Source organism: Terrisporobacter mayombei (assembly GCF_020748465.1).
GTDB lineage: Bacteria > Bacillota > Clostridia > Peptostreptococcales > Peptostreptococcaceae > Terrisporobacter > Terrisporobacter mayombei.
The window spans coordinates 288,995-313,985 of sequence record NZ_JAHZMP010000001.1 but is presented as its reverse complement, the minus strand read 5'-3'; the positions used below and the strand labels follow the sequence as shown (position 1 = coordinate 313,985).

The 24,991-nt window shown below is 28.5% G+C and carries 27 protein-coding genes; 20 read left to right on the top strand and 7 right to left on the bottom strand.

Annotated elements, in window-relative coordinates:
* The first annotated feature begins 210 nt into the window (after positions 1-210).
* On the top strand, positions 211-1,134 hold the full coding sequence (gene rocF, locus K0039_RS01560) for an arginase (protein ID WP_228103308.1): 924 nt from the start codon (positions 211-213) through the stop codon (positions 1,132-1,134).
* 84 nt (positions 1,135-1,218) lie between these two features.
* Here rocF and K0039_RS01555 read toward each other — a convergent pair whose 3' ends face one another.
* On the bottom strand, positions 1,219-1,920 hold the full coding sequence (locus tag K0039_RS01555) for a pentapeptide repeat-containing protein (RefSeq protein ID WP_228103307.1): 702 nt from the start codon (positions 1,918-1,920) through the stop codon (positions 1,219-1,221).
* A 123-nt stretch (positions 1,921-2,043) separates the two neighbouring features.
* Between K0039_RS01555 and K0039_RS01550 the strand changes: the two genes are divergently transcribed.
* The 4 genes from K0039_RS01550 to K0039_RS01535 all read left to right on the top strand — a co-directional run bounded on the left by K0039_RS01550 (position 2,044) and on the right by K0039_RS01535 (position 3,236).
* On the top strand, positions 2,044-2,202 hold the full coding sequence (locus K0039_RS01550; protein ID WP_228103306.1) for a hypothetical protein: 159 nt from the start codon (positions 2,044-2,046) through the stop codon (positions 2,200-2,202).
* Positions 2,203-2,227: 25 nt separating this feature from the next.
* On the top strand, positions 2,228-2,497 hold the full coding sequence (locus K0039_RS01545; RefSeq protein WP_228103305.1) for a hypothetical protein: 270 nt from the start codon (positions 2,228-2,230) through the stop codon (positions 2,495-2,497).
* 150 nt (positions 2,498-2,647) lie between these two features.
* Positions 2,648-2,959 (top strand): hypothetical protein, encoded by a 312-nt coding sequence (locus K0039_RS01540; protein ID WP_228103304.1) that lies wholly within the window; start codon positions 2,648-2,650, stop codon positions 2,957-2,959.
* Between the two features lie 61 nt (positions 2,960-3,020).
* Positions 3,021-3,236 carry a PF20097 family protein gene (locus tag K0039_RS01535; protein ID WP_228103303.1) on the top strand — a complete coding sequence of 72 codons (216 nt, stop codon included), beginning with the start codon at positions 3,021-3,023 and terminating at the stop codon, positions 3,234-3,236.
* Positions 3,237-3,335: 99 nt separating this feature from the next.
* Here K0039_RS01535 and K0039_RS01530 read toward each other — a convergent pair whose 3' ends face one another.
* Positions 3,336-4,760, bottom strand: a complete 1,425-nt coding sequence (locus K0039_RS01530; RefSeq protein WP_228103302.1) for an SH3 domain-containing protein — start codon at positions 4,758-4,760, stop codon at positions 3,336-3,338.
* A 180-nt stretch (positions 4,761-4,940) separates the two neighbouring features.
* Between K0039_RS01530 and K0039_RS21885 the strand changes: the two genes are divergently transcribed.
* The 4 genes from K0039_RS21885 to K0039_RS01515 all read left to right on the top strand — a co-directional run bounded on the left by K0039_RS21885 (position 4,941) and on the right by K0039_RS01515 (position 11,259).
* A complete protein-coding gene (locus K0039_RS21885; protein ID WP_265589382.1) occupies positions 4,941-5,069 on the top strand; it encodes a hypothetical protein in 129 nt (42 codons plus the stop codon).
* Positions 5,070-5,677: 608 nt separating this feature from the next.
* Complete coding sequence (locus tag K0039_RS01525) at positions 5,678-6,265, top strand: sugar O-acetyltransferase (protein ID WP_228103301.1); 588 nt, start codon at positions 5,678-5,680, stop codon at positions 6,263-6,265.
* A 349-nt stretch (positions 6,266-6,614) separates the two neighbouring features.
* Positions 6,615-8,288: a hydroxylamine reductase gene (gene hcp, locus K0039_RS01520; RefSeq protein WP_228103300.1), complete on the top strand. Its 1,674-nt coding sequence runs from the start codon at positions 6,615-6,617 to the stop codon at positions 8,286-8,288.
* Between the two features lie 325 nt (positions 8,289-8,613).
* Positions 8,614-11,259: a cation-translocating P-type ATPase gene (locus K0039_RS01515; protein ID WP_228103299.1), complete on the top strand. Its 2,646-nt coding sequence runs from the start codon at positions 8,614-8,616 to the stop codon at positions 11,257-11,259.
* 142 nt (positions 11,260-11,401) lie between these two features.
* On the opposite strand, the gene hydF is transcribed toward K0039_RS01515, so the two are convergent.
* The 3 genes from hydF to K0039_RS01500 form a co-directional block, all read right to left on the bottom strand.
* Positions 11,402-12,631, bottom strand: coding sequence for a [FeFe] hydrogenase H-cluster maturation GTPase HydF (gene hydF / locus K0039_RS01510; protein WP_228103298.1), 1,230 nt, complete (start codon positions 12,629-12,631; stop codon positions 11,402-11,404).
* A 117-nt stretch (positions 12,632-12,748) separates the two neighbouring features.
* Positions 12,749-13,180, bottom strand: coding sequence for a hypothetical protein (locus K0039_RS01505; protein ID WP_228103297.1), 432 nt, complete (start codon positions 13,178-13,180; stop codon positions 12,749-12,751).
* Positions 13,181-13,232: 52 nt separating this feature from the next.
* Positions 13,233-13,667 (bottom strand): hypothetical protein, encoded by a 435-nt coding sequence (locus K0039_RS01500; RefSeq protein WP_228103296.1) that lies wholly within the window; start codon positions 13,665-13,667, stop codon positions 13,233-13,235.
* A 237-nt stretch (positions 13,668-13,904) separates the two neighbouring features.
* On the opposite strand from K0039_RS01500, the gene K0039_RS01495 reads away from it, so the two are divergent.
* From K0039_RS01495 to K0039_RS01485, 3 genes are read left to right on the top strand one after another with little or no spacing between them, the layout of a single operon-like run.
* Positions 13,905-14,240, top strand: a complete 336-nt coding sequence (locus K0039_RS01495; protein ID WP_228103295.1) for a PadR family transcriptional regulator — start codon at positions 13,905-13,907, stop codon at positions 14,238-14,240.
* Positions 14,241-14,243: 3 nt separating this feature from the next.
* Positions 14,244-14,996 (top strand): permease prefix domain 1-containing protein, encoded by a 753-nt coding sequence (locus K0039_RS01490; protein ID WP_228103294.1) that lies wholly within the window; start codon positions 14,244-14,246, stop codon positions 14,994-14,996.
* A 58-nt stretch (positions 14,997-15,054) separates the two neighbouring features.
* Positions 15,055-15,804 (top strand): SDR family oxidoreductase, encoded by a 750-nt coding sequence (locus K0039_RS01485; RefSeq protein WP_228103293.1) that lies wholly within the window; start codon positions 15,055-15,057, stop codon positions 15,802-15,804.
* Positions 15,805-15,836: 32 nt separating this feature from the next.
* Here the strand turns inward: K0039_RS01485 and K0039_RS01480 are convergent, their stop codons facing one another.
* A complete protein-coding gene (locus tag K0039_RS01480) occupies positions 15,837-16,688 on the bottom strand; it encodes a MerR family transcriptional regulator (RefSeq protein ID WP_228103292.1) in 852 nt (283 codons plus the stop codon).
* A gap of 83 nt (positions 16,689-16,771) precedes the next feature.
* Here K0039_RS01480 and K0039_RS01475 point away from each other — a divergent pair, with 83 nt between their 5' ends.
* Positions 16,772-18,136, top strand: coding sequence for an MATE family efflux transporter (locus tag K0039_RS01475; protein ID WP_228103291.1), 1,365 nt, complete (start codon positions 16,772-16,774; stop codon positions 18,134-18,136).
* 72 nt (positions 18,137-18,208) lie between these two features.
* Here the strand turns inward: K0039_RS01475 and K0039_RS01470 are convergent, their stop codons facing one another.
* Positions 18,209-18,658: a hypothetical protein gene (locus tag K0039_RS01470; protein ID WP_228103290.1), complete on the bottom strand. Its 450-nt coding sequence runs from the start codon at positions 18,656-18,658 to the stop codon at positions 18,209-18,211.
* A gap of 314 nt (positions 18,659-18,972) precedes the next feature.
* Between K0039_RS01470 and K0039_RS01465 the strand changes: the two genes are divergently transcribed.
* The 7 genes from K0039_RS01465 to K0039_RS01435 all read left to right on the top strand — a co-directional run bounded on the left by K0039_RS01465 (position 18,973) and on the right by K0039_RS01435 (position 24,904).
* The gene (locus tag K0039_RS01465; RefSeq protein WP_228103289.1) at positions 18,973-19,746 is read left to right on the top strand and encodes a tetratricopeptide repeat protein; all 774 of its coding nucleotides are present in this window, start codon (positions 18,973-18,975) and stop codon (positions 19,744-19,746) included.
* A gap of 229 nt (positions 19,747-19,975) precedes the next feature.
* Positions 19,976-20,482 carry a nitroreductase family protein gene (locus K0039_RS01460; protein WP_228103288.1) on the top strand — a complete coding sequence of 169 codons (507 nt, stop codon included), beginning with the start codon at positions 19,976-19,978 and terminating at the stop codon, positions 20,480-20,482.
* A gap of 11 nt (positions 20,483-20,493) precedes the next feature.
* Positions 20,494-21,159, top strand: a complete 666-nt coding sequence (locus K0039_RS01455; protein ID WP_228103287.1) for a Crp/Fnr family transcriptional regulator — start codon at positions 20,494-20,496, stop codon at positions 21,157-21,159.
* 145 nt (positions 21,160-21,304) lie between these two features.
* The gene (asrA, locus tag K0039_RS01450; protein ID WP_228103286.1) at positions 21,305-22,309 is read left to right on the top strand and encodes an anaerobic sulfite reductase subunit AsrA; all 1,005 of its coding nucleotides are present in this window, start codon (positions 21,305-21,307) and stop codon (positions 22,307-22,309) included.
* A complete protein-coding gene (asrB, locus tag K0039_RS01445; protein ID WP_228103285.1) occupies positions 22,310-23,101 on the top strand; it encodes an anaerobic sulfite reductase subunit AsrB in 792 nt (263 codons plus the stop codon).
* 11 nt (positions 23,102-23,112) lie between these two features.
* A complete protein-coding gene (gene asrC, locus K0039_RS01440; protein ID WP_228103284.1) occupies positions 23,113-24,081 on the top strand; it encodes a sulfite reductase subunit C in 969 nt (322 codons plus the stop codon).
* A gap of 19 nt (positions 24,082-24,100) precedes the next feature.
* Positions 24,101-24,904: a formate/nitrite transporter family protein gene (locus K0039_RS01435; RefSeq protein ID WP_228103283.1), complete on the top strand. Its 804-nt coding sequence runs from the start codon at positions 24,101-24,103 to the stop codon at positions 24,902-24,904.
* Positions 24,905-24,991: the final 87 nt, after the last annotated feature.

Sequence of the window (24,991 nt, the reverse complement as noted above, 5' to 3'; positions counted from 1 at the left end):
GTAGTTACCAGATATAGTTACATTTCTTTAGGTATATTAGTTATTTTGGATTAAAAAAGTAAGAGTTTAATTAATATTATATAAAACAAATAAACTATATCACAGATTATATTATATAATATTATGTATAAACAACTAATATGTTGTGTGTTGTTTAAATTTAATAAAGATTTAGATTTACACCAAGGAGTGTCAATAGGGGGAGGTATTATGAAATTAAGTATAATAGGAGTTCCAACTTATTATGGATGTGACAATAATGGAACACAACATTCACCAGAAAAATTAAGAAATGCAAATGTCATTGATTTAATAAAAGATAACGGGAAAATAGAAGTTGCAGATCTTGGAGATATTGATGTAAAAGAAGTGATGGAATTAGATAAGTTTAAAAATGAAAAAGATATTAAATATTTTGAAAGTATATATGATTTAAATTTAAAATTATCTAAAGCAGTAGATGAAGCAATGGATAACAGTAATTTTACATTAATATTAGGTGGAGATCATGGAATAGGACTTGGAAGTATAACAGGTTCTAGCAAGCACTCAAAAAATTTAGGAGTTGTATGGATTGATGCTCACGGGGATTTTAACACATCAGCAACATCACCAAGTAAGAATTTTCACGGAATGCCTTTAGCTTGTTTATGTGGACATGGAGATTCTAGATTAGTTAATTTATATTATGATGGTGTTAAAATAGAAGAGGAAAACGTATTCCATATAGGTGGAAGAGATATAGATAAGGGAGAACAAGATTTATTAGATAATTCTAAAGTAAATCTTTATGATAAAAAGGTAATAGATAAAATAGGATTAGAAGATGTAGTTAATGATATAATAAAAAAATGTAAAGAACAAAATATTGATGGTCTTCATATAAGTCTAGATATAGACTTTATGGATAAATTCATAGTGGAAGGTACAGGAACTAGAGTTGCTGGAGGATATACTGTAGAAGATACTAAATATATTTTAAAACGTCTTATGGGAACAGGAATTGTTAAGTCAATGGACTTTGTTGAATTTAATCCAAGATTAGATGTAAATGATAATACTTTAAAAATTTGTAAGGATTTATTAGAGTATTTCGGCAAACTTCTCTCGTGTAAGGAATTAGTTAATTGCTAAAAAAATAGGGCTGTGGCAGGTTTGTGAAAACAAACTAGCTACAGCTTTTTTTATTATAAATTTACATAGTGAGTTTATTTTTGTTTAATAGGCTTGTGCCTCTTCTCTTGACATCCAAAAATGGATACCTGTAGTGGAGTCCATCCAACGGTCTTCATTGAAATTTTTTACTTCCACCCATTCACCTTTTCTGTAAATAAAGTTCTCATCTACCAAAGACCAGGCTTCATCAAAGTTTTCTTTAAAGTCAAAACTCTTGATTGTAAGAACTTTTGCTTTACTACATCTACAAGATGGCAGAGTTGAAGAGGATCTTTTGGCATCTTCAGGAATCAATAGCTGAACCATGCAATCATTTACGCACTTCTTATATCCTAAAAATGCACCAGCTTCTGGGCATCGAAGGCGAAACCATTTTGTATTTTCGTCGGAGCGAATTCTGTCCAGTTTGGCATATTCTAAAACTGCGCCATATAAATCAGCTCCTTCGATATTACACTCTCTCATATCACAATATCTAAAAGACGCCGTATTCATATTTGCATTTTTAAAGTTTGAACCATGGATAGTACATCCATCGAATAGGACATTTTCCACAATACTATCTTGAAAATTTACTTTATCAAGTTTAACATTTTGAAAAGAGCTTAGTGTAAAATCTATATTACTTAGACTCCAACCAGTTAGATTCATATGCTTAAAACTAGACTCTCTTAGTACTAATGGTTCAAAATTGTTTCTATGATCAATTATTTTTTTCAATTCTTTTTGTGTAATAATTTTCATATGATAACACCTCTTTTGGATAAATTTTTTCTAAATATATTATATTGTAGCAGAAAATTTTGTTTTTAATGTATAATTTAGTTATAAAAATGTTTAAATAATTGAAAATAAAAATGTGATTAGATGAAATATATAGCAAATATTAAAGAAACACCATCTTATTTAGATATGTATAATAAGCCTTATGAATGCATGTTATGTAGAAATTATGTAAAAACTTTTTCAACAGTATATTCAGAAGCAGTTGAAGCTTTAAGCCAATTAGGTATTAATATAAAATGATAACTTAAGAGGAGGTCAAAGTTTAATGAGACAAATAAGAGATGTATTTTACATAAATGCTAATGAGAATTTTTGTATATATTACGGAATGGAATTTAAAGAGTTTATTAAGTATTGCCCAATAAGTATAGAAAATATTTTAGTTACAGATGGAGATTATATTGCTAATAATTTTAATTATAATTGGTTTTTAGAAACAGCAAATGGAGAAAATGAAATTTTGGAGTTGTCTAAGGAAGACATTTATGGATTGGGAAATTTTCATTGGATAGATTACAATAATGAAGAGAGTTAAAACAGTTGTACACCTGAGGAAAAGGCAGAGTTTCTGTATTTATCACATTTTGGAAAACCTTTAAAATCCCCATTTTTTAATAGAATTAATAATAATTTTGTTTATCTTGCTCATGATGATGGATGGTATTGTAAATTATATTGCAAGAATATGTTAGTATTCAAAGATATAATTGCAAATAAGATTATAGACAGTTTTTCTACAAATAAAAGGAGAAAAATATATCCAATGGACGAAGAAATAAAAAATGAAATCTTTCAATTAATCAATAAAGGGCTTTTGATTGATTTTTCAAACATTTATAAATATGAGAGATCTATTAGAGTAGACTATTATGTTATTGGTCACTATGGGGATATGTATGATATGTACAATAATCTGGAACGTAACAAGTACAAAGCGAAAATAAAGGGAACAATTGAACATAAAAATAAAAAATGGAATATATATAATTGGGATTAATAACTAAAAAATATTTAGAAAATATATTATAACTAAAAATATACTTAAGAGGAGAATATATATGAAATGCCCATATTGCAATAATGACATGGTGTTGGGGGTTATACGTGGAGGAAGAGATTCGGTTAAATGGATTCCAAAGGAAAAAGATAAGGGTGCAATTTTATCTACTTTTATAAAAGGAATTATAATTTTAGAGTGGATGGACTCAAAAGTAGAAGGATATTATTGTAGTGAGTGTAAAAAAATAACAATAGATGTACCTAAGCAATTATAATTTATTATATATGATAAACAAATTATAATATCTGATTATAAGATTGATAATATAAAAAGTAGCACTTTATTTTAAGATAAAGTGCTACTTTTTATTCTTTTATTTAGTTAAAATATCAACATATCCACCATAAATATATCCGAATTTGTTATTATATTTAATTTTACACCAACCATTAGAAGTTATAGCAACGATATCTACTTTAGCATCTTTTTTTACTGAATCAATTTTTTCATAATTAGTGTTAGGTCCTGTTCTTACATAAACACTAGATAAAATAGAAGCGGTAGCCGAGTATTCTAACTCTTCAACTTCAGTAAGAGTTACATATTGAGAAGAAACATAAGCATAGCCACTGTTAAATTTAATTTTATACCAATTATTTGAAGTTATAGCAACAATACTGACTTTAGCATTTTTCTTTAAAGAGCCGATCTTGGCATAACTAGTATTAGGGCCTTTTCTAACATTAATGTTGCTAGTAATAGCGGCAGCTGCAAAGCAAGGAGTTTCGTTTGTGCCAGGTTTATTAGTTGTAATAGTTATGTATTGAGAAGAAACATATCCATAACCATTATTAAATTTGATTTTAAACCAATTATTATCCGTTTTAGCAACAATAGTAACCTTAGCATTCTTCTTTAAAGAGCCAACTTTAGCATAAGTAGTATTAGGGCCTTTTCTAATATTAAGGCTATCATTTACAGTACCGGTTTCAGAGTAAGGAGTTTCATTTGGATCCGGTTTATTATTTGCAATAGTTATGTATTGAGAAGAAATATATCCATAACCATTATTAAATTTGATTTTAAACCAATTATTATCCGTTTTAGCAACAATAGTAACCTTAGCATTTTTCTTTAAAGAGCCAACTTTAGCATAAGTAGCATCAGGGCCTTTTCTAACATTAAGGCTATCATTTACAGTACCAGCTTCAGAGTAAGGAGTCTCACTTGGATCAGGTTTGTTATTTGCAATAGTTATATATTGAGAAGAAACATATCCGTAACCACTATTAAGTTTAATTTTATACCAGTTGTTAGAAGATTTAGCAACAATAGTAACTTTAGTATTTTTCTTTAAAGAGCCTACCTTAGCATAAGTAGTATCAGGGCCTTTTCTAACATTAAGATTATCATTTGTAGTACCAGCTACAGAGTAAGGAGTCTCGCTTGGCTCAGGTTTATTAATTGCAATAGTTATATATTGAGAAGAAACATATCCGTAACCTTTGTTAAACTTAATTTTATACCAATTATTATCCGTTTTAGCAACAATAGTAAACTTAGCATTTTTCTTTAAAGAGCCAACTTTAGTATAAGTAGTGTTAGGGCCCTTTCTTATATTAAGACTTGATTTAGCAGTACCTTTTGCTGAATAAACAGTTTCCTTAATTGCAGCTGCATAAGCAGTAGATACGTAATTACCATTTTTTGTATGGAAATTTCCCGTAAATACTCCTCCCATACAAACAGTCGATACTAATCCTGTAATCATAACTTTTTTTAATATATTATTTCTCATAATATCACCTCATATTATTTTTTAGATTTATTATTTTAAAACAATTTATATTATAGTACTAGATTCCATACTTTTCCATAAATATTACGAAAATGAAATGTATGCAAAGGTATGATTGTATTTTGTAACATGTACAAATGTTATACTTATTACTAAATAAAATTAGAAGAAAAAATTAAAATGAGGGGAATTTATTATGAAATATATATAACAAAAGAAGGATATGAGTTTGGCATAGGAATCAGTGATAGCAATGAATATGACTATGATTTTTTTACTTTAACTGCTACTAACGTGAATTTTGAATAAATGTATGTATACACCTAAAAAATAAATAATAGAAAAAAGGAAGTTAAAAAATCCAGTAAGTTTCCTACTGGATTTTTTATACCTTATTAAATTCTCTTCTGATTTAAGTGCATTCTCATTATAAAATAAGAGATTAAAAAAATATTAATGCTGATTAAACAAAGTGAAAATTGTATGTATTTCACATAAGATTTAAATATTATAAACATATAAAGAATAAAAGTTGCTATAACAGAAAACAGAGCATCTTTTCCACATACGGCACAATATAGACCATATATTAAAAATACTATGGGAAATAAAATAAATGTATTGATGATGCCTAAGTACCCCGCCTCTTGCATATTCATTCCTGCTAACTTATAAAATTTCTCATGTGTTAAGAGTCCCATTATTACAAGAATTGCAAAGGGAGTAAATAATCCTATTCTTTTTATCATTAATGGCTCCTTTCTTTATTATAATAGTATATACGTCATAACGTATTGTAAATTAACAGGTATTTTTTGTAATTAAATGTTACTAATATAGATTAGGTAAAACTTGACTTAAAAATGAAATTTGAAGGATAATTAAGTAATAAAAATTATAATATGTGGAGGGGTAATATGACAGAAAAAGAAAAAGCTGAAAAGGGATATTTATATGATGCAAACTATGATGAAAAACTAATTAAGGATAGAAATTATTGTAAGGATTTATGTTGCCAATATAATCAAATTTTACCTTCTAAAAAAGAAGAACAAGAAAAAATAATGAATAAAATATTAGGAAAGGTAAAAGGAAACTATGTTATTACAGCGCCATTTTGGTGCGACTATGGATATAATATTGAAATTGGCGAAAACTTTTATACAAATCATAATTGTGTAATTTTAGATGGAGCAAAAGTTAAATTTGGAGATAATGTGTTTATTGCACCAAATTGTTGTTTTTCCACTGCTGGACATCCATTGGATGTAGATCAAAGAAATATGGGGCTAGAAATTGCATGGCCTATAACAGTTGGAAATAATGTTTGGATTGGAGCAGGAGCTACTATATTGCCAGGTGTTAAAATAGGAGATAATTCAGTCATAGGGGCAGGCAGTGTAGTGAACAAAGATATACCAGAAGGAGTTATAGCGGTTGGAAATCCTTGTAAAGTTTTAAGAAAAATTACAGAAGAGGATGCGAATAAATACAGAAGAAGATAAATTACGATTAAATAATAAAATTTAGTAAGATTACAAGAGATAAAAATGCAACTTATAGTAATACACTCTAAAGAGGACATTATTTTAAAGAGGCTATGGATATATATATATATATATATATATATATATAGAATTTAGCCATATCTAGAAATTAATAGTCCCATAGATGACATATGAAATAAAAGGTTAAATTTAAAAAATTTATACCTTATATTGAAATTGTAAATCTCTTTGGACTCAAAAACTAATTTCTTGATTATGAAAACCTTCAAACTATTAAATAAGTAACTATATTTTTTAGAAATTTAGTGAAGACTATAGTATGAATAAAACTTTTGGAGGTAAGAAAATGGGAAATAATATGTCAATGGAATATCCTATGTTCTGTTATCAGTGTGAACAAACAGTAGGAGGGAAAGGATGCACAAAAATAGGGGTATGCGGTAAAACACCAGAAGTTGCAAATCTTCAGGATTTACTTATTTACCAAATAAAAGGCATAAGTTGTTATGCAAAAGAAATAGTTGAAAAAGGAGAAAATGTAGATAAGAATATAGTAAGTTTTATTGAAAATTCTTTATTTACAACTTTAACAAATGTAAACTTTGATGCTGAAGTTCATGTAAAAATGTTAAAAGAATCTCAAAAAATAAAAGAGTCATTAAGAAAAAAAATAGGAAAAATTAAAAATGATACAGAACATGCTACATATAACTTAAGTGAAACAAAAGCAGAAATGCTTAAGGATTCAAAAAAAGCAGGTATAATGTATAATGGAGAATTGGATCCAGATATTCGCTCTCTACGACAAACTATAGTATATGGACTAAAAGGTATATCAGCCTACGGGCATCAAGCAAGAGAACTGGGATATTTTGACGATGAAGTTGATAACTTTTATGTAAGGGCACTAGAAGCTACAACTGATGATAATTTAAGTGTAGAGGATTTAATCAGATGGACTATGAGAACTGGTGAAATGAGTGTAGCTGTTATGAAAAAGCTTGATGAAGCAAACACAAAGACTTATAAAAATCCAGAACCTAATAAAGTAAATGTTCATTTGAAAAAAGGGCCATTTATAGTAGTATCAGGTCATGATTTATGGGATCTACAAATGTTATTAGAACAAACTGAAGGTAAAGGTATTAACATATACACTCATGGTGAAATGATTCCATGTCACGGATATCCAGAGCTTAAAAAATATGATCATCTTGTTGGAAATTTTGGTGGAGCCTGGCAAGATCAGCAAAAAGAATTCGATAATATTCCAGGTTGTGTACTTATGACTACGAATTGTTTGATGAAACCAAGAGAGTCTTACAAAGATAGAATATTTACAACAAGTGTTGTTGGATGGGATGGAGTTCAGTATATAGGAGTAGGAAAAGACGGTAAAAAAGATTTTAGTCTAATTATAGAAAAAGCATTGGAACTTGGTGGGTATGAAGAAGACCAAGAGCCACATGAAATTTTAGTTGGATTTGGACACCATGCAACACTTTCTCATGCAGAAACAATTGTTAATGCAGTAAAAGATGGAAAAATAAGACATTTCTTCTTAATAGGTGGATGCGATGGTGCAAGACCAGGCAGAAACTATTATACTGAATTTGCAGAAAAAGTTCCTGAGGACTGTGTAATATTAACCTTAGCTTGTGGAAAATACAGATTTAATAAATTAGACTTTGGTGAGGTTGCAGGTCTTCCAAGACTTTTAGATGTGGGTCAGTGTAACGATGCTTATTCAGCAGTTAGGATAGCAACAGCATTAGCAGATGCTTTTGAAACTGATGTAAACGGATTACCATTATCACTAATTATATCTTGGTATGAGCAAAAAGCAGTAGCAGATTTACTTGCATTGTTGTCTCTAGGAATAAAGGGGATATACTTAGGACCAACGCTTCCAGCATTTTTAAGTCCTAATGTACTTCAATATTTAGTTGATACTTTTGATTTAAGAACAATAAGTACACCAGATGATGATTTAAAATCTTGCTTAAAACAAGAAGTATAAAATTAAGGAGATAAAATAAAGCATAAGTAAAGTAAAAAATAATTAACAAATAAAAACTTGCATAAGTGTTCATTTATGTTTATAATAATTAACAAATAAAGAAATTCCCACGAAGGGGAGTAGCTTTCACATTATTGTGATAATCAGTCGTCAGAACGGAGTAAAATCCCGGTTGATTAGCGAGTTTAAACTTGTTAGCAAGACCTTCAGAGTAGTCCTATCTACTTTGCTGGTCTTTTTTTATTGCAAATTATCACTTTAACAAAATTTAGTAGTATTTATATTAATTCAAAAAATGAATTTCATAATAATGGGAGGAAATGGTATGTTTTATAAGGAAACGAGTGAAAAAACAATTGGACATTTTAAGAGTAGCCTAGATGGATTATCTCAAATGGAAGTTATGAAAAGACTAAAACAAAATGGATCAAATGAACTAAAAGAAAAGGAAAAGGTACCAACTTGGAAGCTGTTTTTAGATAGTTTTAAAGATCCATTAGTAGTAATACTTTTAATTGCAGCCTTGGTTCAAATATTTTTAGGAGAAGTAGTAGAATCAGTAATTATTTTTGCAGTACTTATATTAAACTCTATTCTAGGAGTAGTTCAAACTAAAAAAGCGGAAGGATCTCTAGATAGTTTAAAACAATTATCTGTACCAAATGCAAAAGTAATTAGAGATGGAATCAAAATTGCAGTTCCATCAAAAGATTTAGTTGAGGGAGATATCGTTGTTTTGGAAGCTGGAGATTATGTGCCAGCAGATGGAAGAATAATAGAAGCTCAGACTTTTAAAGTGGTAGAAGGAATGTTAACAGGAGAAAGTGAACCAGTCTTAAAACATGAAAATAAAATAGATGAAGAGTGTGCCATAGGTGATCAGAAGAATATGGTATTTAGTGGTTCTATGGTAGTTTATGGTAGAGCTACTTATGTAGTTACAGCCTGTGGAATGAAAAGTGAAATAGGAAAAATAGCAGACTTACTAGATAACGCAGAAAATAAAGAAACACCACTGCAAAAGAAACTTGATGAATTTGGTAAAAAACTTGGTGTAGGTATAGTTATATTAGCAGGTTTAATTTTCTTAGTTCAAGTTATTAGAGGAGCAAATATAGCAGATTCATTTATGTTTGCCATTGCCATAGCAGTTGCAGCCATACCAGAAGCATTGTCTTCCATAGTAACAATTGTTTTAGCAAAAGGAACAAATACAATGGCTAAAAAACAAGCCGTTATAAGAAAGTTACCAGCTGTTGAAACTTTAGGTTCAACAAGTGTAATATGTACAGATAAAACCGGAACACTCACACAAAACAAAATGACTGTTGTTGACTTTTATATGTATGGTGATAAAGAAAAAGTTTTAGCTACTAATATAGATGAAGAAATAGCATTATCTAGCAACGATGACATAGCATCGACTAGTGAACTTAATGAAAGTGAAATAGCATTAACTCTAGCATCAACTTTATGTAATGACTCAGATGTAACAGAAGATGGTGTGGAAATAGGAGACCCAACAGAGGTTGCTCTTATAAATCATGCAGAGAAAAACAACATAAACTATAAAACATTAAGAGAAAAATGCAATAGATTAAATGAGCTACCTTTTGATAGTGATAGAAAATTAATGTCTACAATAAACAAAGTAGATAATAATATATACATGTTTACAAAAGGTGCACCAGATGTGATTTTTAGCAGATGTAAATATGCATTAGATGGTGGAGATGTAGTAGCAATAAATGATGATATTATAAATGAATTTAAAAAAGCAAACGAAGATTTTTCAAATAAAGCATTAAGAGTTTTAGCATTTGCTACAAAAAAAATTAAAGATGAAAACTTTGTACCAACTTTAGAAGATGAAGATGAACTTACTTTAATAGGATTAATGGCAATGATTGACCCACCTAGAAAAGAAGTTTATGAAGCGGTAAAAGAATCTAAAGAATCAGGCATAAAAACAGTAATGATAACTGGGGATCATAAAACTACTGCAGCAGCTATAGGTAGAGATATAGGAATAATGGAAGATGATGATTTAGCCCTTACAGGTAAGGAGTTAGATGATTTAACTGATGAAGAACTAGATGAAAAACTAGAACATATTTCAGTTTACGCTAGAGTTTCTCCTGAAAATAAAATAAGAATAGTTAAAGCTTGGCAGAAAAAAAATAAAATTACTGCCATGACAGGAGATGGTGTCAACGATGCCCCAGCACTTAAGCAAGCAGACATAGGTATAGGCATGGGAAGTGGAACAGAAGTTGCAAAAGATGCGTCTGCCATGGTACTTTTAGATGACAACTTTGCTACTATAGTAAATGCCATCGAGGTAGGTAGAACAGTTTACAATAATATTAAAAAATCAATCACATATTTATTTTCGGGAAATTTAGGTGGTATAATTGCCATATTGTTTGCAGTTATTGCAGATTGGTCAAATCCATTTACTACAATACAATTGTTATTTATTAACTTAGTAACGGATTCTCTACCAGCTATAGCATTAGGATTTGAGCAACCAGAAAAAGGTATAATGAAAAATCCACCAAGACATCCAGATGAAAGTATATTAGCAGGAGGAACTTTAAAGTCAGTAGCATTTAGAGGTAGTGTAATAGGTATGGTAACAATATTAGCACAATATATAGGAATGCAAACTTCGCCAGAACTTGGAACAGCAATGGCTTTTGCAACACTTACATTATCTAGAATAGTTCAAACATTTGCTGCAAGATCAAATACTGAAACAATATTTAGTTTAGGATTTAGAAGTAATAAATATGCACTAGGTGCAGTTGGCGTTTGTTTAGTAATGTTTTCTTTAACATTATTACCTTTTATGAGAGATATTTTCTCAATACCAATGTCATTTGGTCTAAGTAGCCTAGGAATTTCATTTGGGCTTGCTGTAGTTGCAAGTTTAATTATGGAACTTAGTAAAAAAATTATTAATAGATAATTTATTAGTGATTTGTAATATAAATAAAGGAGCATTTCAGTATAAAACTGAAGTGCTCCTTTATAATATGCTAAAATATATTATTTGTGAAATTAGATTATTATTTCTATAAATAACTAATTTTAGTTATGATGTATTCCTCCTATTTTTCTTCTAACAAGTAAGAAATATAAGGGAATGGTTCGACTGTTCTTTTTAATATTCCTTGTATATAGGATATTAATATTCCGTAATTAGTTATTGGTATATTTTGATCTTTGGCGCATTTTACTCTATATTTCATTTCTCTTTCATTTAAAGTACATCCACCACAATGTATAATCATTTTATATTTAGATAAATCACAAGGAAATTCTGTTCCACTAGTAAATTCAAAGTTAAGCTGTTTATTAGTGTGTTGTATTACCCATCTAGGAATTTTTACTTTACCTATATCATCACACTGACGGTGATGAGTACATCCTTCAGAAATTAAAATAGTGTCATTATCTTTTAAAGATTCTAAAGCTCTAACGCCTTTTATAGTTTCTTCTAAATCACCTTTGTATCTGGCAAATAAAATAGAAAATGAAGTTAATAAAATATCTTTTGGAGTTTCGGCAGAAACTTTTGCAAATACTTGGCTATCTGTTATAACTAGCTTCGGCTTTTTACCCAAATTTTGTATGGTTTCTTTAAGTTCGTGCTCTTTAACTACGATGGCAGTAGCATTGGCTTCTAAGATATCTCGAATAGTTTGTTGTTGAGGTAAAATAAGCCTTCCCTTAGGAGCTGCTTTATCAATAGGTACAACTAACACTACAAAGTCAGAAGGATTTAGCAAATCAGCAACAATTTTAAACTTAGGTTCATCCGTAGGAGCTTGCTTAGCTATCATTTCTTTTAATTCATGTATATTTTCATTAGTAGTTGAACTTACCCAAATAGTGTTAGATAGATTATATGTACTTTCATTTATATATGGAGAATTATCTTTTACTAAATCTAATTTATTCATGACTATAATGTAAGGAATGTTTTTTTCTTTAAATCTAGCAATTAAACCTTCGTCCTCTGGTGTAGCACCTAAAGTTCCGTCAACTACTAAAATCCCTATATCCGTTTTGTTTAAAACTTGATAACTTTTTTGCACACGCATTTTGCCTAGTTCTCCCACATCATCAAGACCAGGAGTATCTATAATTATTACAGGTCCTAAAGGTAGTAACTCCATAGCTTTTGATACTGGATCTGTAGTAGTACCTTTTATATCAGATACTATAGCTATACTTTGGTTTGTTATTGCATTTATTACGCTGGATTTTCCTGCATTACGTTTTCCAAATATTCCAATATGAACACGTTCAGCAGAAGGTGTACTATTTAATCCCATTATAATTGCCTCCCAATTTTTATATATAATAAATTATATCACAGTGAAAATATAAGATATATAAGTGTTAATAAAGGTTTATAAAAAATAAAACTGGTGATTTTATAGTCACCAGTTTTAAAAGTTTGATTTAATTGCATCTAATGCAAGAGTTCCATTTCTATAAGTTGTGCATATGTCAATAAAATAATGAGATTTACTATTATTGTGTATATATACTATTATACTGTTTAAACTTAATGCATATAAAGATGATACATACAATAAAGATGAATAAGCAGCTTTAAGTTCAATATCAGATTCATTTGAATAGTCTTTTGATATTTTATTTGAACGTGATGCCAATATAGATTCACAATATTTTACATCTTCTTTAAACTTAGACATATCTAAAGGTTCATCTCCAGATATTTCATCAATCATAATATTAATTTTATTACCTACTATTTTTAAATCCTTTATGGCATCGGAAATATTATTAGTTTGACAGTAAGATATATGTGTGAAGATCAATGTAAAACAAAGTGTTAGTGATATAATTTTCTTCATAACTTCCTCCTGGTATCTAAGGCTGTCTTAATACATATAATATTTGAATATACTAATTGTTTTCTGATTTAAGTTCATGTAATGACATATTACCTTGCTTAAAAACAGCACATGTATCTATAAAATAACTAGTTTTACTATCATCATTTATATACACCAGCATACTACTTAAGCTTAATTCATATAAAGCTATGACATATAATATTGTAGAATATGTTCTTCTGAGTTGTATATTAGTTTCTGTTGAATAGGCGTTTGATATTTGTTTAGAGTTTGATGCCAAAATAGATTCACAAAATTTTATATCTTTTGTTAATTCATCAATATTTAGAGGTTCATCTCCAGTAATTTCTTTTATCATAAGATTTACTCTATTATTTACAGTATCTAGGTCTTGTATTGCAGTTTTAACGTTATTAGGTTGACCGTAAGATATATTTGTAAAAAGTAGAATAAAACAAAGGGTTAATGTTAAAAATTTTTTCATATTTTCCTCCAAGTATATAGTATTGTCAAATTTAGTATTTACTCAATACTTGCTAATATTCGCATAAATTACAATATTATAAAAGTTAGAGTAAGAATAGGTTAATAAAAGTTTCAGATATATTTCATACAATAGAATAAAAATACCTTGCATTACAGAGTATTGTATATTATATTTATATTATTAATACATTGCATTATAGAGTAATGATTAAATAAACTTAAAAGAAGGTGAATTATGCAATTAAACAAAGAGGCGCTAAAAGGACATATAGATACATTGATTTTATCAATATTAAATAAAGAAGATTGTTATGGATATGAAATAGCAAAAAAAGTGAGGATAAAATGCAATAATACATTTGAGTTAAAAGAAGGGACTATGTATTTGGCACTAAAACGTATGGAGTCAAAATCGCTGATTGAATCCTACTTGGGAGCGGAGTCGGGAGTTGGAGGAAGACGAAAATATTATAAAATTACTGAAGAAGGAAAAGAAGCTCTTACCATAAAAAAGAAAGAGTGGTACTTTATTCAAAATATAATGAATTCATTTTTAGGGGAGGAAAATTAAAATATGAAACAAATAGATGAATACTTAGATAATTTATATAAAGAGGATAAAAGTAAAGAAACAATAAGCCTTAAGTTAGAAATGAAAGAGCATTTATTGGAATCGGTGAAAGAGTTAAAGGATGAAGGTTATAGCCAAGAAGATGCTATTAAAATATCAATTGACAGATTTGATGGAGGAGTAGAAATGGAAGACGAGTTACAAGGAATTATTAAACAAACTTGGTTTGAGAAAAATAATATAAAAAATAAGATGACTATTTTATTTAGAAATATATTAATTGTAAGTGTAGTAGTTTATGCATGTTTGACTTTTTATAACAACAAAATGATTGATTACCATGCGCAAATATATGACAAAGTAAGTAAGGATCTGCATACAATAATTGCAGATATCAATAATCCAAAACAATATAAGAATAAATTAGATAATATGTTAAATGAAAAATATGGGGAAATAAAGCAGCTAAAAATCTATTCAAATGAAAATAATGAGTCCAAAGAAAATTTGAAATATAATTATATTAAAGGAAATTTAGCGAATACCATTTATTTTGAAAGTAGTAATGATGACTTAGGTAATGCTAATAAATTACACTTTGAACTTGGAGTAAAAGGTGGCTTATATTTAATTTCTGATAAATTATTATTGATAGATTTATTCGTTGGATTAGCTGGATTTATTGGATTTATTTTATCAAAGTTAGATATGTTAGATAAATTCTATGTTAATGGAAAGTATAAAGAAAGCTTATAAATTATATAATTTCGGGCATTAAAATTTATAAGAATTATATTAATAAGGAGAATAACATATGAAAGATAAGGTGGTAGTTTTAACAGGTGGATCCAATGGAATTGGAAAGGGTATATTGGAATCATTTTTAGAAAAAGGAGCAAAAGTCTGTTTTATAGATATGGACAAAAATAGTGCTAATGCTCTAATTAATAAGTATGGAAATAATAACTTATTATATTGTCATGGAGATATTGCAAAGGAAGAAACACTAAAAGAGTTTGTCAATATGGTTTTATCAAAATACAATAAAATAGATTATTTAATTAATAATGCATGTATAAGTAAGGGAGGAATTTTGTCTGACTGTAGCTATGATGACTTCAATTATGTATTAAGAATAGGAGTTAGTGCACCATACATGCTTTCGAAATTGTTTATGAATAATTTTAATGAAAATGGCGCCATAGTGAATATTTCATCTACAAGGGCCTATATGTCCCAATCTAATACAGAAAGTTATAGCGCAGCAAAAGGTGGAATTAGTGCTTTAACTCATGCTTTAAGTATAAGCTTATCTGGAAAAGTAAGAGTTAATTCCATAAGTCCTGGTTGGATTGAAACTGAAGATAATGTAAAACATTCAAAAGAAGATAAATTGCAACACCCAGTAGGTAGGGTTGGTCAAGTTTCAGATATTTCTAATATGGTTATGTTTTTATGTAGTGAAAAAGCAAGTTTTATAACTGGTGAAGATATTAAAATAGAAGGTGGTATGACAAAGCTAATGATTTATAACGATGACAATGGCTGGGATTACTCAATATAATAATAAAAAGGATAAAAACTAGAGAAAATTCTCTAGTTTTTATCCTTTTTATTTACCTGAATAGATACCTTAAGAACAAAATTATCAGGATTTTTTACACAAACTTGGTCAATTAAAACATCTTCGTAAGCTAAGCCAGTTATTTCTAAATCATTTTTATAGATGAACTGTAAAAGTTTCTTATAAATAATAGGCGCCTTTGAATAATAGCCCTTTAAGTATCCAACTAAATAAGTTCCCTTAGGTTTAACTATAATATTTTCGTAATTACAATTTTTGTTTACTCTTATGTAATAATAACTATAATTATTATTTTGAAGTAAATCCTCCTTTGTTTTTATAGAACCTCCAGCATATCCAAAATTCAAATCATTATCATAAGCAAGATTCAAAAGATTAACATATGCATCAATATCATAAGCATCTTTATTGTTACCAATTAAACTATTTAATTTATTATTATCTATTAAATCACTTAAAATAATATATTCTTCTTCTTGTTCTTCCAGTAAAACATCACGCTTTATATTATTTACTTCTTTAATAAGTTTAATTTTGTTAGCCATAATTTCTTGTTTTCTTTTAAGTTTATTTATTTCTTTCTCGATTTCTTTAGTTTCATATTCAAAAAGTTCTAACATATTTTCAGGGGTTCTATTATCCATATATTCTTTTATTTCCTTTAGAGGCATACCTATATCTTTTAAAGTATAAATAATATTGAAAGTTTCTAATTGATACTCAGAATAATATCTATATCCAGTGAGCATAACTTTTTCTGGTTTAAATAAATTTATCTCATCATAGTAAAAAAGTGTTTTTTTGTGAACATTACACAGTTTTGCAAATTCACCCGTGGAAAAATATTTTATATTGTTGTTCAATTTTTACAATCCTCCTTATTGACTATCCATTAACAGGATAGTTTATTATAAGATAAGTGAGTTTATATTGCAAGGAGGTCTTTATGGAAAATTCATTGGAAAAGAAAGTCACGTTGACTTCTTTAATAAAATATACTTTGCCAACTGTAATAATGATGATGTTTTTTTCATTATATACTATAGTTGATGGGATGTTTATATCTAAATTTGTAGGTGCAAATGCACTTTCTTCTACAAATATTGTTTATCCTGTAATTAATGTATTAATAGGAATAGGAGTTATGTTTGCGACAGGAGGTAGTGCAATTGTTGCTAAAACCATGGGAGAAAATAAAAATGAAGAGGCAAGAGAGTACTTTACCCTTATTACCATAAGCGCTATTATTGTAGGAATTGTTGTTGAAATAATATGTATTATTTTTATGAACGACATAATATATGCACTAGGATCAACTCAGTCTTTATTTTTTTACTGCAAAGAATATTTATTCTTTATGATAATTTTTACACCATTTATAATATTAAAGCTTTATTTTGATTATTTTTTAGTAACGGCTGGTGTGCCTAATTTAGGGCTTTTAAGTTCTGTTGCTGGTGGAATTTTAAATGTAGCTTTAGATTATGTATTTATAGTTCAGTTAAATATGGGGGTTAGGGGTGCAGCTTTAGCTACTTGCATAGGATATGTTTTACCAAGTTTAGTAGGTATAATTTACTTTTTCAACAAAAAAAACTTATTACACTTTGTAAAGCCTAAATTTAACTTTAAAGTTATTTCAAGAAGCTGTTTCAATGGTGTGTCAGAAATGGTGACACAAATATCATCAGGCCTTACAACTTTTTTATTTAATATTGTTATGCTTAAATTTTTAGGTGAAGAAGGAGTAGCTGCCATTACTATTATGCTTTATATACAATTTTTATTGAATGCAGCTTATTTAGGATTTACCTCAGGTGTGTCACCTAGAATTAGTTATAACTATGGAAGACAAGATGAAAATCAGGTAGAAAAATTATTTAAATATAGTATTATAATAATTTCAGCATTTGGTGTAATAACATTTATAATGTCTAGAGCTATGTCAGAAATATTAATAACTTTATTTGCTACAAAAGGAAGCACATTATTTGAGATAAGTCATAATGGATTTATGATATTTTCAATTGCGTTCTTAGTCGCAGGAATAAATATATTTGGTTCTGGAATGTTTACAGCTTTTTCAAATGGGAAGATATCAGCTATTCTTTCTTTATTAAGAACTTTTGTTTTCTTCCTAATGGGAATATTTGTATTACCTAGAATTATGGGAGTAGATGGAGTTTGGCTAGTCGTTCCTTTTGCAGAAGTTGCTACTATGGTAGTATCTTTAATCTTTATGTATAAATATAAAAAAGAGTATTTGTATGATAATGCATTTGCTTTTAAAAGAAAGATAAGTGTTAGTTAATATATAAAGCAGGGGGCGTTACAAAAATGTAACGCCCCCTGCTTTTATGTTGATTTTAATAAAGTAAGCAAATTAATTCCAGTTTTTCCATTCCACCATAAAGGCAACACCTGCACTAAGTAAAGCAAGGCCTATTCCTATATATATAGCAGCCCAACAAAGTGGATTTATTGAATTAATGGATCTAATAGTAATTCCAAGGCCCATCATAAATATCATTATTACATAACTTTTAACATCAAAGAAAGAAAATAAACATAGTTTATCCTGTTCTTTTTCAGAAATTCTAACTTTATGTTTTTTAACTAACTTTATAAAAATAAAGTTAAAAAATATTAAAAAAGTAACAACAGCAACCATTATTGAAGTAAATGGATGTATTGATGAAGTAAATGGATGTATTGATGAAGTAAATAACACATTAAATCCAAGTTTTGATACCATACCACCAGCAAATATCCAAACTAATCCTGCTATAAGTAGTAAACTTCTTTTTTTACATCTAGGTGTAAATAATTCCATAATATCATCTCCAATTTTTAATCATGTAAGATTTATACCCAAGAAAATAGTAAATAAACAAATGGAAAAATTTTCTTATTTCAAAATTTGTATAGTTTATGTTAAGAAAATAACTTATACTTATAAAAAAGATATAGACAATTACTTCATTAAGGAGAGTCATTAATGGAATTGAAAAAATAAAAGAAGAACTTCATAGTATTAGGAATTTATGCCTTGATGAAAGTGCTGTTTATTTTGCGAAATATAGAGATATTCTTAAAAAAGAAATAAGTGAAAATCCATTAAATATAGAAGCCTATTGTTTACTTGCCATGTTAATATTTGAACTTAGAGAAAGTACAAATAAATCAATTGAAATCTTAGAAGAATGTTATGTTAAAAATAAAGAAAGTTTCTCTGATAATAGTTTTTCATTATGGGCTACTTGTATTGCCTACTTTTTAATAGAAGAGGGATGTGATAAAGAAAGTGAAAATGGAGGATATGATTTACTTTCTCAAGCCGTAAATCGCAATTCAAATTATGATAAAACTTATTATGCTTTTGGAAGAATAAATTTTGAAAGAAAAAATTATAAAAAAGCATGCAAGTTATTTCATAGGGCATATGAGTTATCTCCAAGAAAAGAATATAAATATTGTGAAGCAGTTAGTCACTTAATAAATGATAATCAAAGAGAAGGTATTTCATTATTAAAGTCCATATATACATATCCTTTTGAATATATAATAATTAATGAGAAGATTGCCTTCGTATTAGGTACAGAATTAGCAATTACAGGAAATTTAGAGGAAGCAAGAAAGATAGCTTGTATTTTATTAAATACAGATTATATGTTTATTTTGGGAGACTATGAACATTGCGTACAACTATATGATAAAAGCAAACTTTTAGAAGATGCTATGTGGCTAAATAAATATTTTTATTCACTAAAGCAGATGAATCAAGTATGTAAGGCTAATAAAAAATTAGTAGAAATTACACAAAAGATTGAAAAGGAAATAAATGAAGAACTTTATTCTGATGACTGGGAAAGTTATGAGGATTACAAAGAATATATTACCTCTGAAAAAAAACAGACTTGAAGAAATTAAGAAATGTTATGATGGAATTATAAATAATAATAAAGAGGTAAAATATAATCCTGATTATTATATTTATTATGAGTGTTATTATATTAACTGCCCGAGACATTTAATTTAGTTATGATATATATGAAAAGTATATTTTAGAAGTTTAATAAATTTGTTAGAATAATAAAAAATAGATTTTAAATTTGTAATTAAGCTTTAAGCTATTAAGGGGGAGGATAAAATGTTAGAAGCTATAAAAAATAGGCGTTCAATAAGAACATATATAGACGAAGAGGTGGAAGAAGAAAAAATATTTGAGATTTTAAAATCAGCTATGCAAGCTCCATCGTCAAAGAATTCTTCACCATGGGAATTTGTAGTTATAGATGATAAGGAAATTTTATCTAACTTATCAAAGACTCATCATAAATCAAAGCATATTAAAGATGCAAAACTATGTATAGCAATTACAGGAAACAAAGAAAGATTCTTAAAACCTGGGAAGTGGATACATGACTTAGGAGCATGTACACAAAATATTTTATTAGAATGTACTAATCAAGGATTGGCTTCTTGTTGGGTAGGAGTTCATCCTAAACGTAAGGTTATGGATAAAGTTAGAGAAACTTTGAATTTACCTAAAAATTTAATTCCATACTCTCTTGTAGCAATAGGTTATAGTGATGAAGAAAATAAATTCATAGATAAATTTGATGAAAATAAAATCCATAAAAATAGATTTGAATAGTAGGTACTCATATGAATAATATAGAGGTATTTAAAAATATTAAGGAAGAAAGTAAGGTTAATCTGGAGAAAATAATTATAACTAGAAAATTGTCAAAGAAAGAAATTCTTTTTTATGAAAGAGATATTGTTGATAAAATTTATTTTATTAAGGAAGGCAAAATCTCCTTATTTAAAATAAATGAAAGTGGTGAAAGAAAAATTATCTTTATACTTCCAAAAGGTCAAATGATAAATGATATTTTTATAGATGAAAATAAAAGTAGCGCAGTATCATGTGAAGCATTCGAAAAAAGCACTTTACTAGAGTGCAATTCTAAGGATTTTATGAACATTATGGAAAATGATTTTACTTTAACTAAAAACGTATTAAATCATTTACAAAATATTAATAGAAGACTTTATCGACAACTTAAAAACTCAATATCCATAAGAATGGACAAAAAGCTTGCTGCAAAACTTTATAGAATGGGTAGAGAATTTGGTGTAGAAAAAGATGAATGGACTTTGATTAATGCCAACTTAACTATAACATATATTGCTGATATGCTTGGATGTAAAAGAGAAACTCTATCTAGATCTATGAAAGTTTTAAAAGATGAAAATTTAGTTAAAATAGAAAATAAAAAAGTATATATTAAAAGAGATGAACTATCATCATATTTTAAAAGTACATAAATATAAGTGCCTACCTTTTGGTGGGTGCTTTTTTATATTAAAAAATAAAATTCATAATTTCTTCATAAACATGTGATTAATATCATAGATTTTGGGTAATATGGCGTGTTATTATTTTTTTAACAAGTTAAAGGGAGGAGAATATATGAAAATTAAATTAGATAAGCAAAGATTTAATCAAGGTTTAGAAAGGTTAAAGTTAGAATACAAAATATTAGCACCGGTGACAAAACCCTTCAAAGGTACTTTTTCTGATACGGATTTAACGAAATACGAAGAAATTGAAAGAATAGAGGACATAGAATTTAATAAAAAGTCTAATTTTTCTGTAAAAGAAGTAATATTGCCAATAAATCAAATACTTTTTTATTTTACTGAAAAAGAATTTAAAACAAGTGATGTAGATGATAAGAAGTTATTAGTTTTTCTTAGAGCTTGTGATTTAAATGGAATAAAAAGATTAGATGAAATTTACTTAAACAATGGAGTAGAAAAGGATTTCTTTTATGAAAGACTAAGAGAAAAAGTTAAGTTTGTTCTAATCGGATGCAAAGAAAGTTATAGAAATTGTTTTTGTGTAAGTATGAAGTCAAATAAAGCTGACAATTACTCAATGGGATTAAATATAAGAGAAGAAGAAGTTTATTTAGATATAAAAGACGAAGATTTAAATGTATTTGATGGTAAAGAGTGTGACTTTGAAGTAGATTATGTAAGATTAAATAACATATCAGTGGAGATTCCAAGAAATATAAATGCTGCCCAATTATCAAAACATGAAATGTGGAATGAATATGATGCAAGATGTATAGCTTGCGGAAGATGTAATTTTGTCTGTCCAACTTGTACCTGCTTTACAATGCAAGATATTTTCTACAAAGAAAACGACAAAGTAGGAGAGAGAAGAAGAGTATGGGCATCATGTCAAGTAGATGGGTATACAGATATGGCAGGTGGCCACTCATTTAGAAAAAAACAAGGTGAGAGAATGAGATTTAAAGTAATGCACAAAATTCACGACTTTAACAAAAGATTTGAATATGACATGTGTGTAGGGTGTGGAAGATGCGACGATGTATGTCCACAATATATATCATTTTCTAAGTGTATAGATAAAGTAAAAGAAGTAGTCAATGAGGAGGAAAAGTAAATGAATGCTTATATACCAGTAGCAGCACCAATAAAAAGTATAGTAAAACATACAGAAATTGAATGGACTTTTAGAGTAGAGACATATACTAAAAATATACTTCCAGGAAAATTTTATGAAATATCCATACCAAAATATGGAGAATCGCCAATTTCAGTAAGTGGATATGGAGAAAACTATATAGATTTTACTATAAGAAACGTGGGAAAAGTAACTAGTGAGTTATTTAACTACAAAGTAGGAGATAGATTTTTCATAAGAGGACCTTATGGAAATGGCTTTGATGTAAGTTTATACGAAGGAAGGGAGGTTGTAGTTGTTGCTGGAGGAAGTGGTTTAGCACCCGTAAGAGGAATAGTTGAGCACTTCTACCATAATCCAGAAAAATGCAAAAGCTTTAAGCTAGTAGTAGGTTTCAAATCTCCCAAAGATGTATTGTTCAAAGATGATCTAAAAAAATGGAGTGAAAAATTAGATATTCTTGTAACAGTTGATGGAGCTGAGGAAGGATACGATGGAAATATAGGTCTTGTTACAAAATACATTCCACATTTAAATATAGAAGATATAAACAATATGTCTGCCATAGTTGTTGGACCGCCAATGATGATGAAGTTTACTGTGGGAGAATTTTTAAAAAGAGATTTAGACGAAAAAAACATATGGGTTTCTTATGAAAGAAAAATGTGTTGTGGTGTTGGTAAATGTGGACACTGTAAAATAGATGACACTTATATTTGTATAGATGGTCCTGTATTTGACTATTCTTATGCGAAAAATCTTATAGACTAGGGGGAAAGATAATGTTAAGAGATGTAAATACTAAAAAAGTAATGAAAAATGCTTATAGAATTACTAAACAAAAATATGAAACCTCTCTAAGAGTTAGAATTCCTGGAGGATGTGTAGATTCAGAAAGCTTGATGACAGTTTCAAAAATAGCTAATGAGTTTGGTAATGGAGAAATTCATATTACAACTAGACAAGGTTTTGAAATCCTTGGTATCAAAATGGAAGATATGGAAGCAGTAAATAAAATCATTCAACCTGTTATAGATAAAATGGATATTAATCAAGAAACAAAAGACTCAGGATATCCAGCAGCAGGAACTAGAAACATATGTGCTTGTATAGGAAATAAAGTCTGTCCAAAGGCACAATACAACACTACTGAATTTGCTAAGGAAATGGAAAAGGCAGTATTCCCAAACGATTTACATTTTAAAATTGCTTTTACCGGATGTCCAAATGACTGTATAAAAGCAAGAACTCATGACTTTGGAATAATAGGAATGACACTTCCTCTATATGATAAAAATAGATGTGTATCTTGCGGTGCATGTGTGAAAAAATGTGAAAAACTTTCTACAGGTGCTCTCAAAATGGAAAACTACAAAATAGTAAGGAATCACGACAAATGTATAGGATGTGGAGAATGTACACTAAACTGTCCAACAAGTGCATGGACTAGAGATGAAAATAAATATTATAGATTAGCTATTATGGGTAGAACTGGGAAGAAAAATCCAAGACTTGCTGAAGATTTTTTAGTTTGGGCAGATGAAGAATCAATTATCAAAATTGTTCTTAATACTTATAAATATGTTAAACAATATATAGATAAAGATGCTCCAGGAGGTAAAGAGCATATTGGATATATAATTGATAGAACTGGATTTATGGAATATAAAAAATGGGCTTTAGAAGGTGTAGAGTTTGCAGATATAGTTAAAGTAAATGAAAATATTTATTGGAGCGGCATAAAATATTAAAAATTCAGGAGGGTTTATTATGCATAATGAAACAGTATTAAAATTAAGCAACGCTGCAAAAAATAAGATTAATTTATTAAATAGAAGTAAATTAAAATACTTAGTATCAGCAGCTTTCGCAGGGTTATATGTGGGATTAGGAATCATATTAATATTTACAGTAGGGGGATTATTAAGTGCAGCAAACTCTCCTGCAACAAAAATCATAATGGGGTTGTCATTTGCAGTAGCACTATGCTTAGTGATAATGACAGGAACAGAATTATTTACTGGAAACAATATGGTTATGACTGCAGGTAGATTAAATAAAGGTGTCTCTACAGGAGATATGAACAAAGTATGGCTATCTAGTTTTGTTGGAAATTTACTTGGATCTATACTAGTTGCAGGATTTTTCGTTGGAACAGGTCTTGTAAATGAAGGCCCCATAATGGAATTTTTTGCAACAACTTCCATAGCAAAAGCATCAGCACCATTTATGTCATTATTCTTTAGAGGAGTTCTTTGTAATATATTAGTTTGTGTAGCAGTTTTATGTTCATTTAGAACTAACGACGATACAGCGAAAATACTTATGGTATTTTTATGTTTATTTGCTTTTATAACTAGTGGATTTGAGCATAGTGTTGCAAATATGACAATATTCTCTGTGGCTTTAATATCACCAGCTATTCAAGGAGCAACTTTAGCAGGAGCTGTTTACAACTTAGTTGCAGTAACTCTTGGAAACATGGTTGGTGGAGCATTAGTAATGGGACTTGGAGTTTTTATAATGGGAAGTGAAGACAAAAGTATAAGTAATTCTTCTGTAAAGCAAATATAAAAAAATGCATTACTTCGTCTAATCGTAGATGTGTGGGAAAAACATTTATTACTAAAAATATAAAGTCAATAGTTGATAATCAAAATG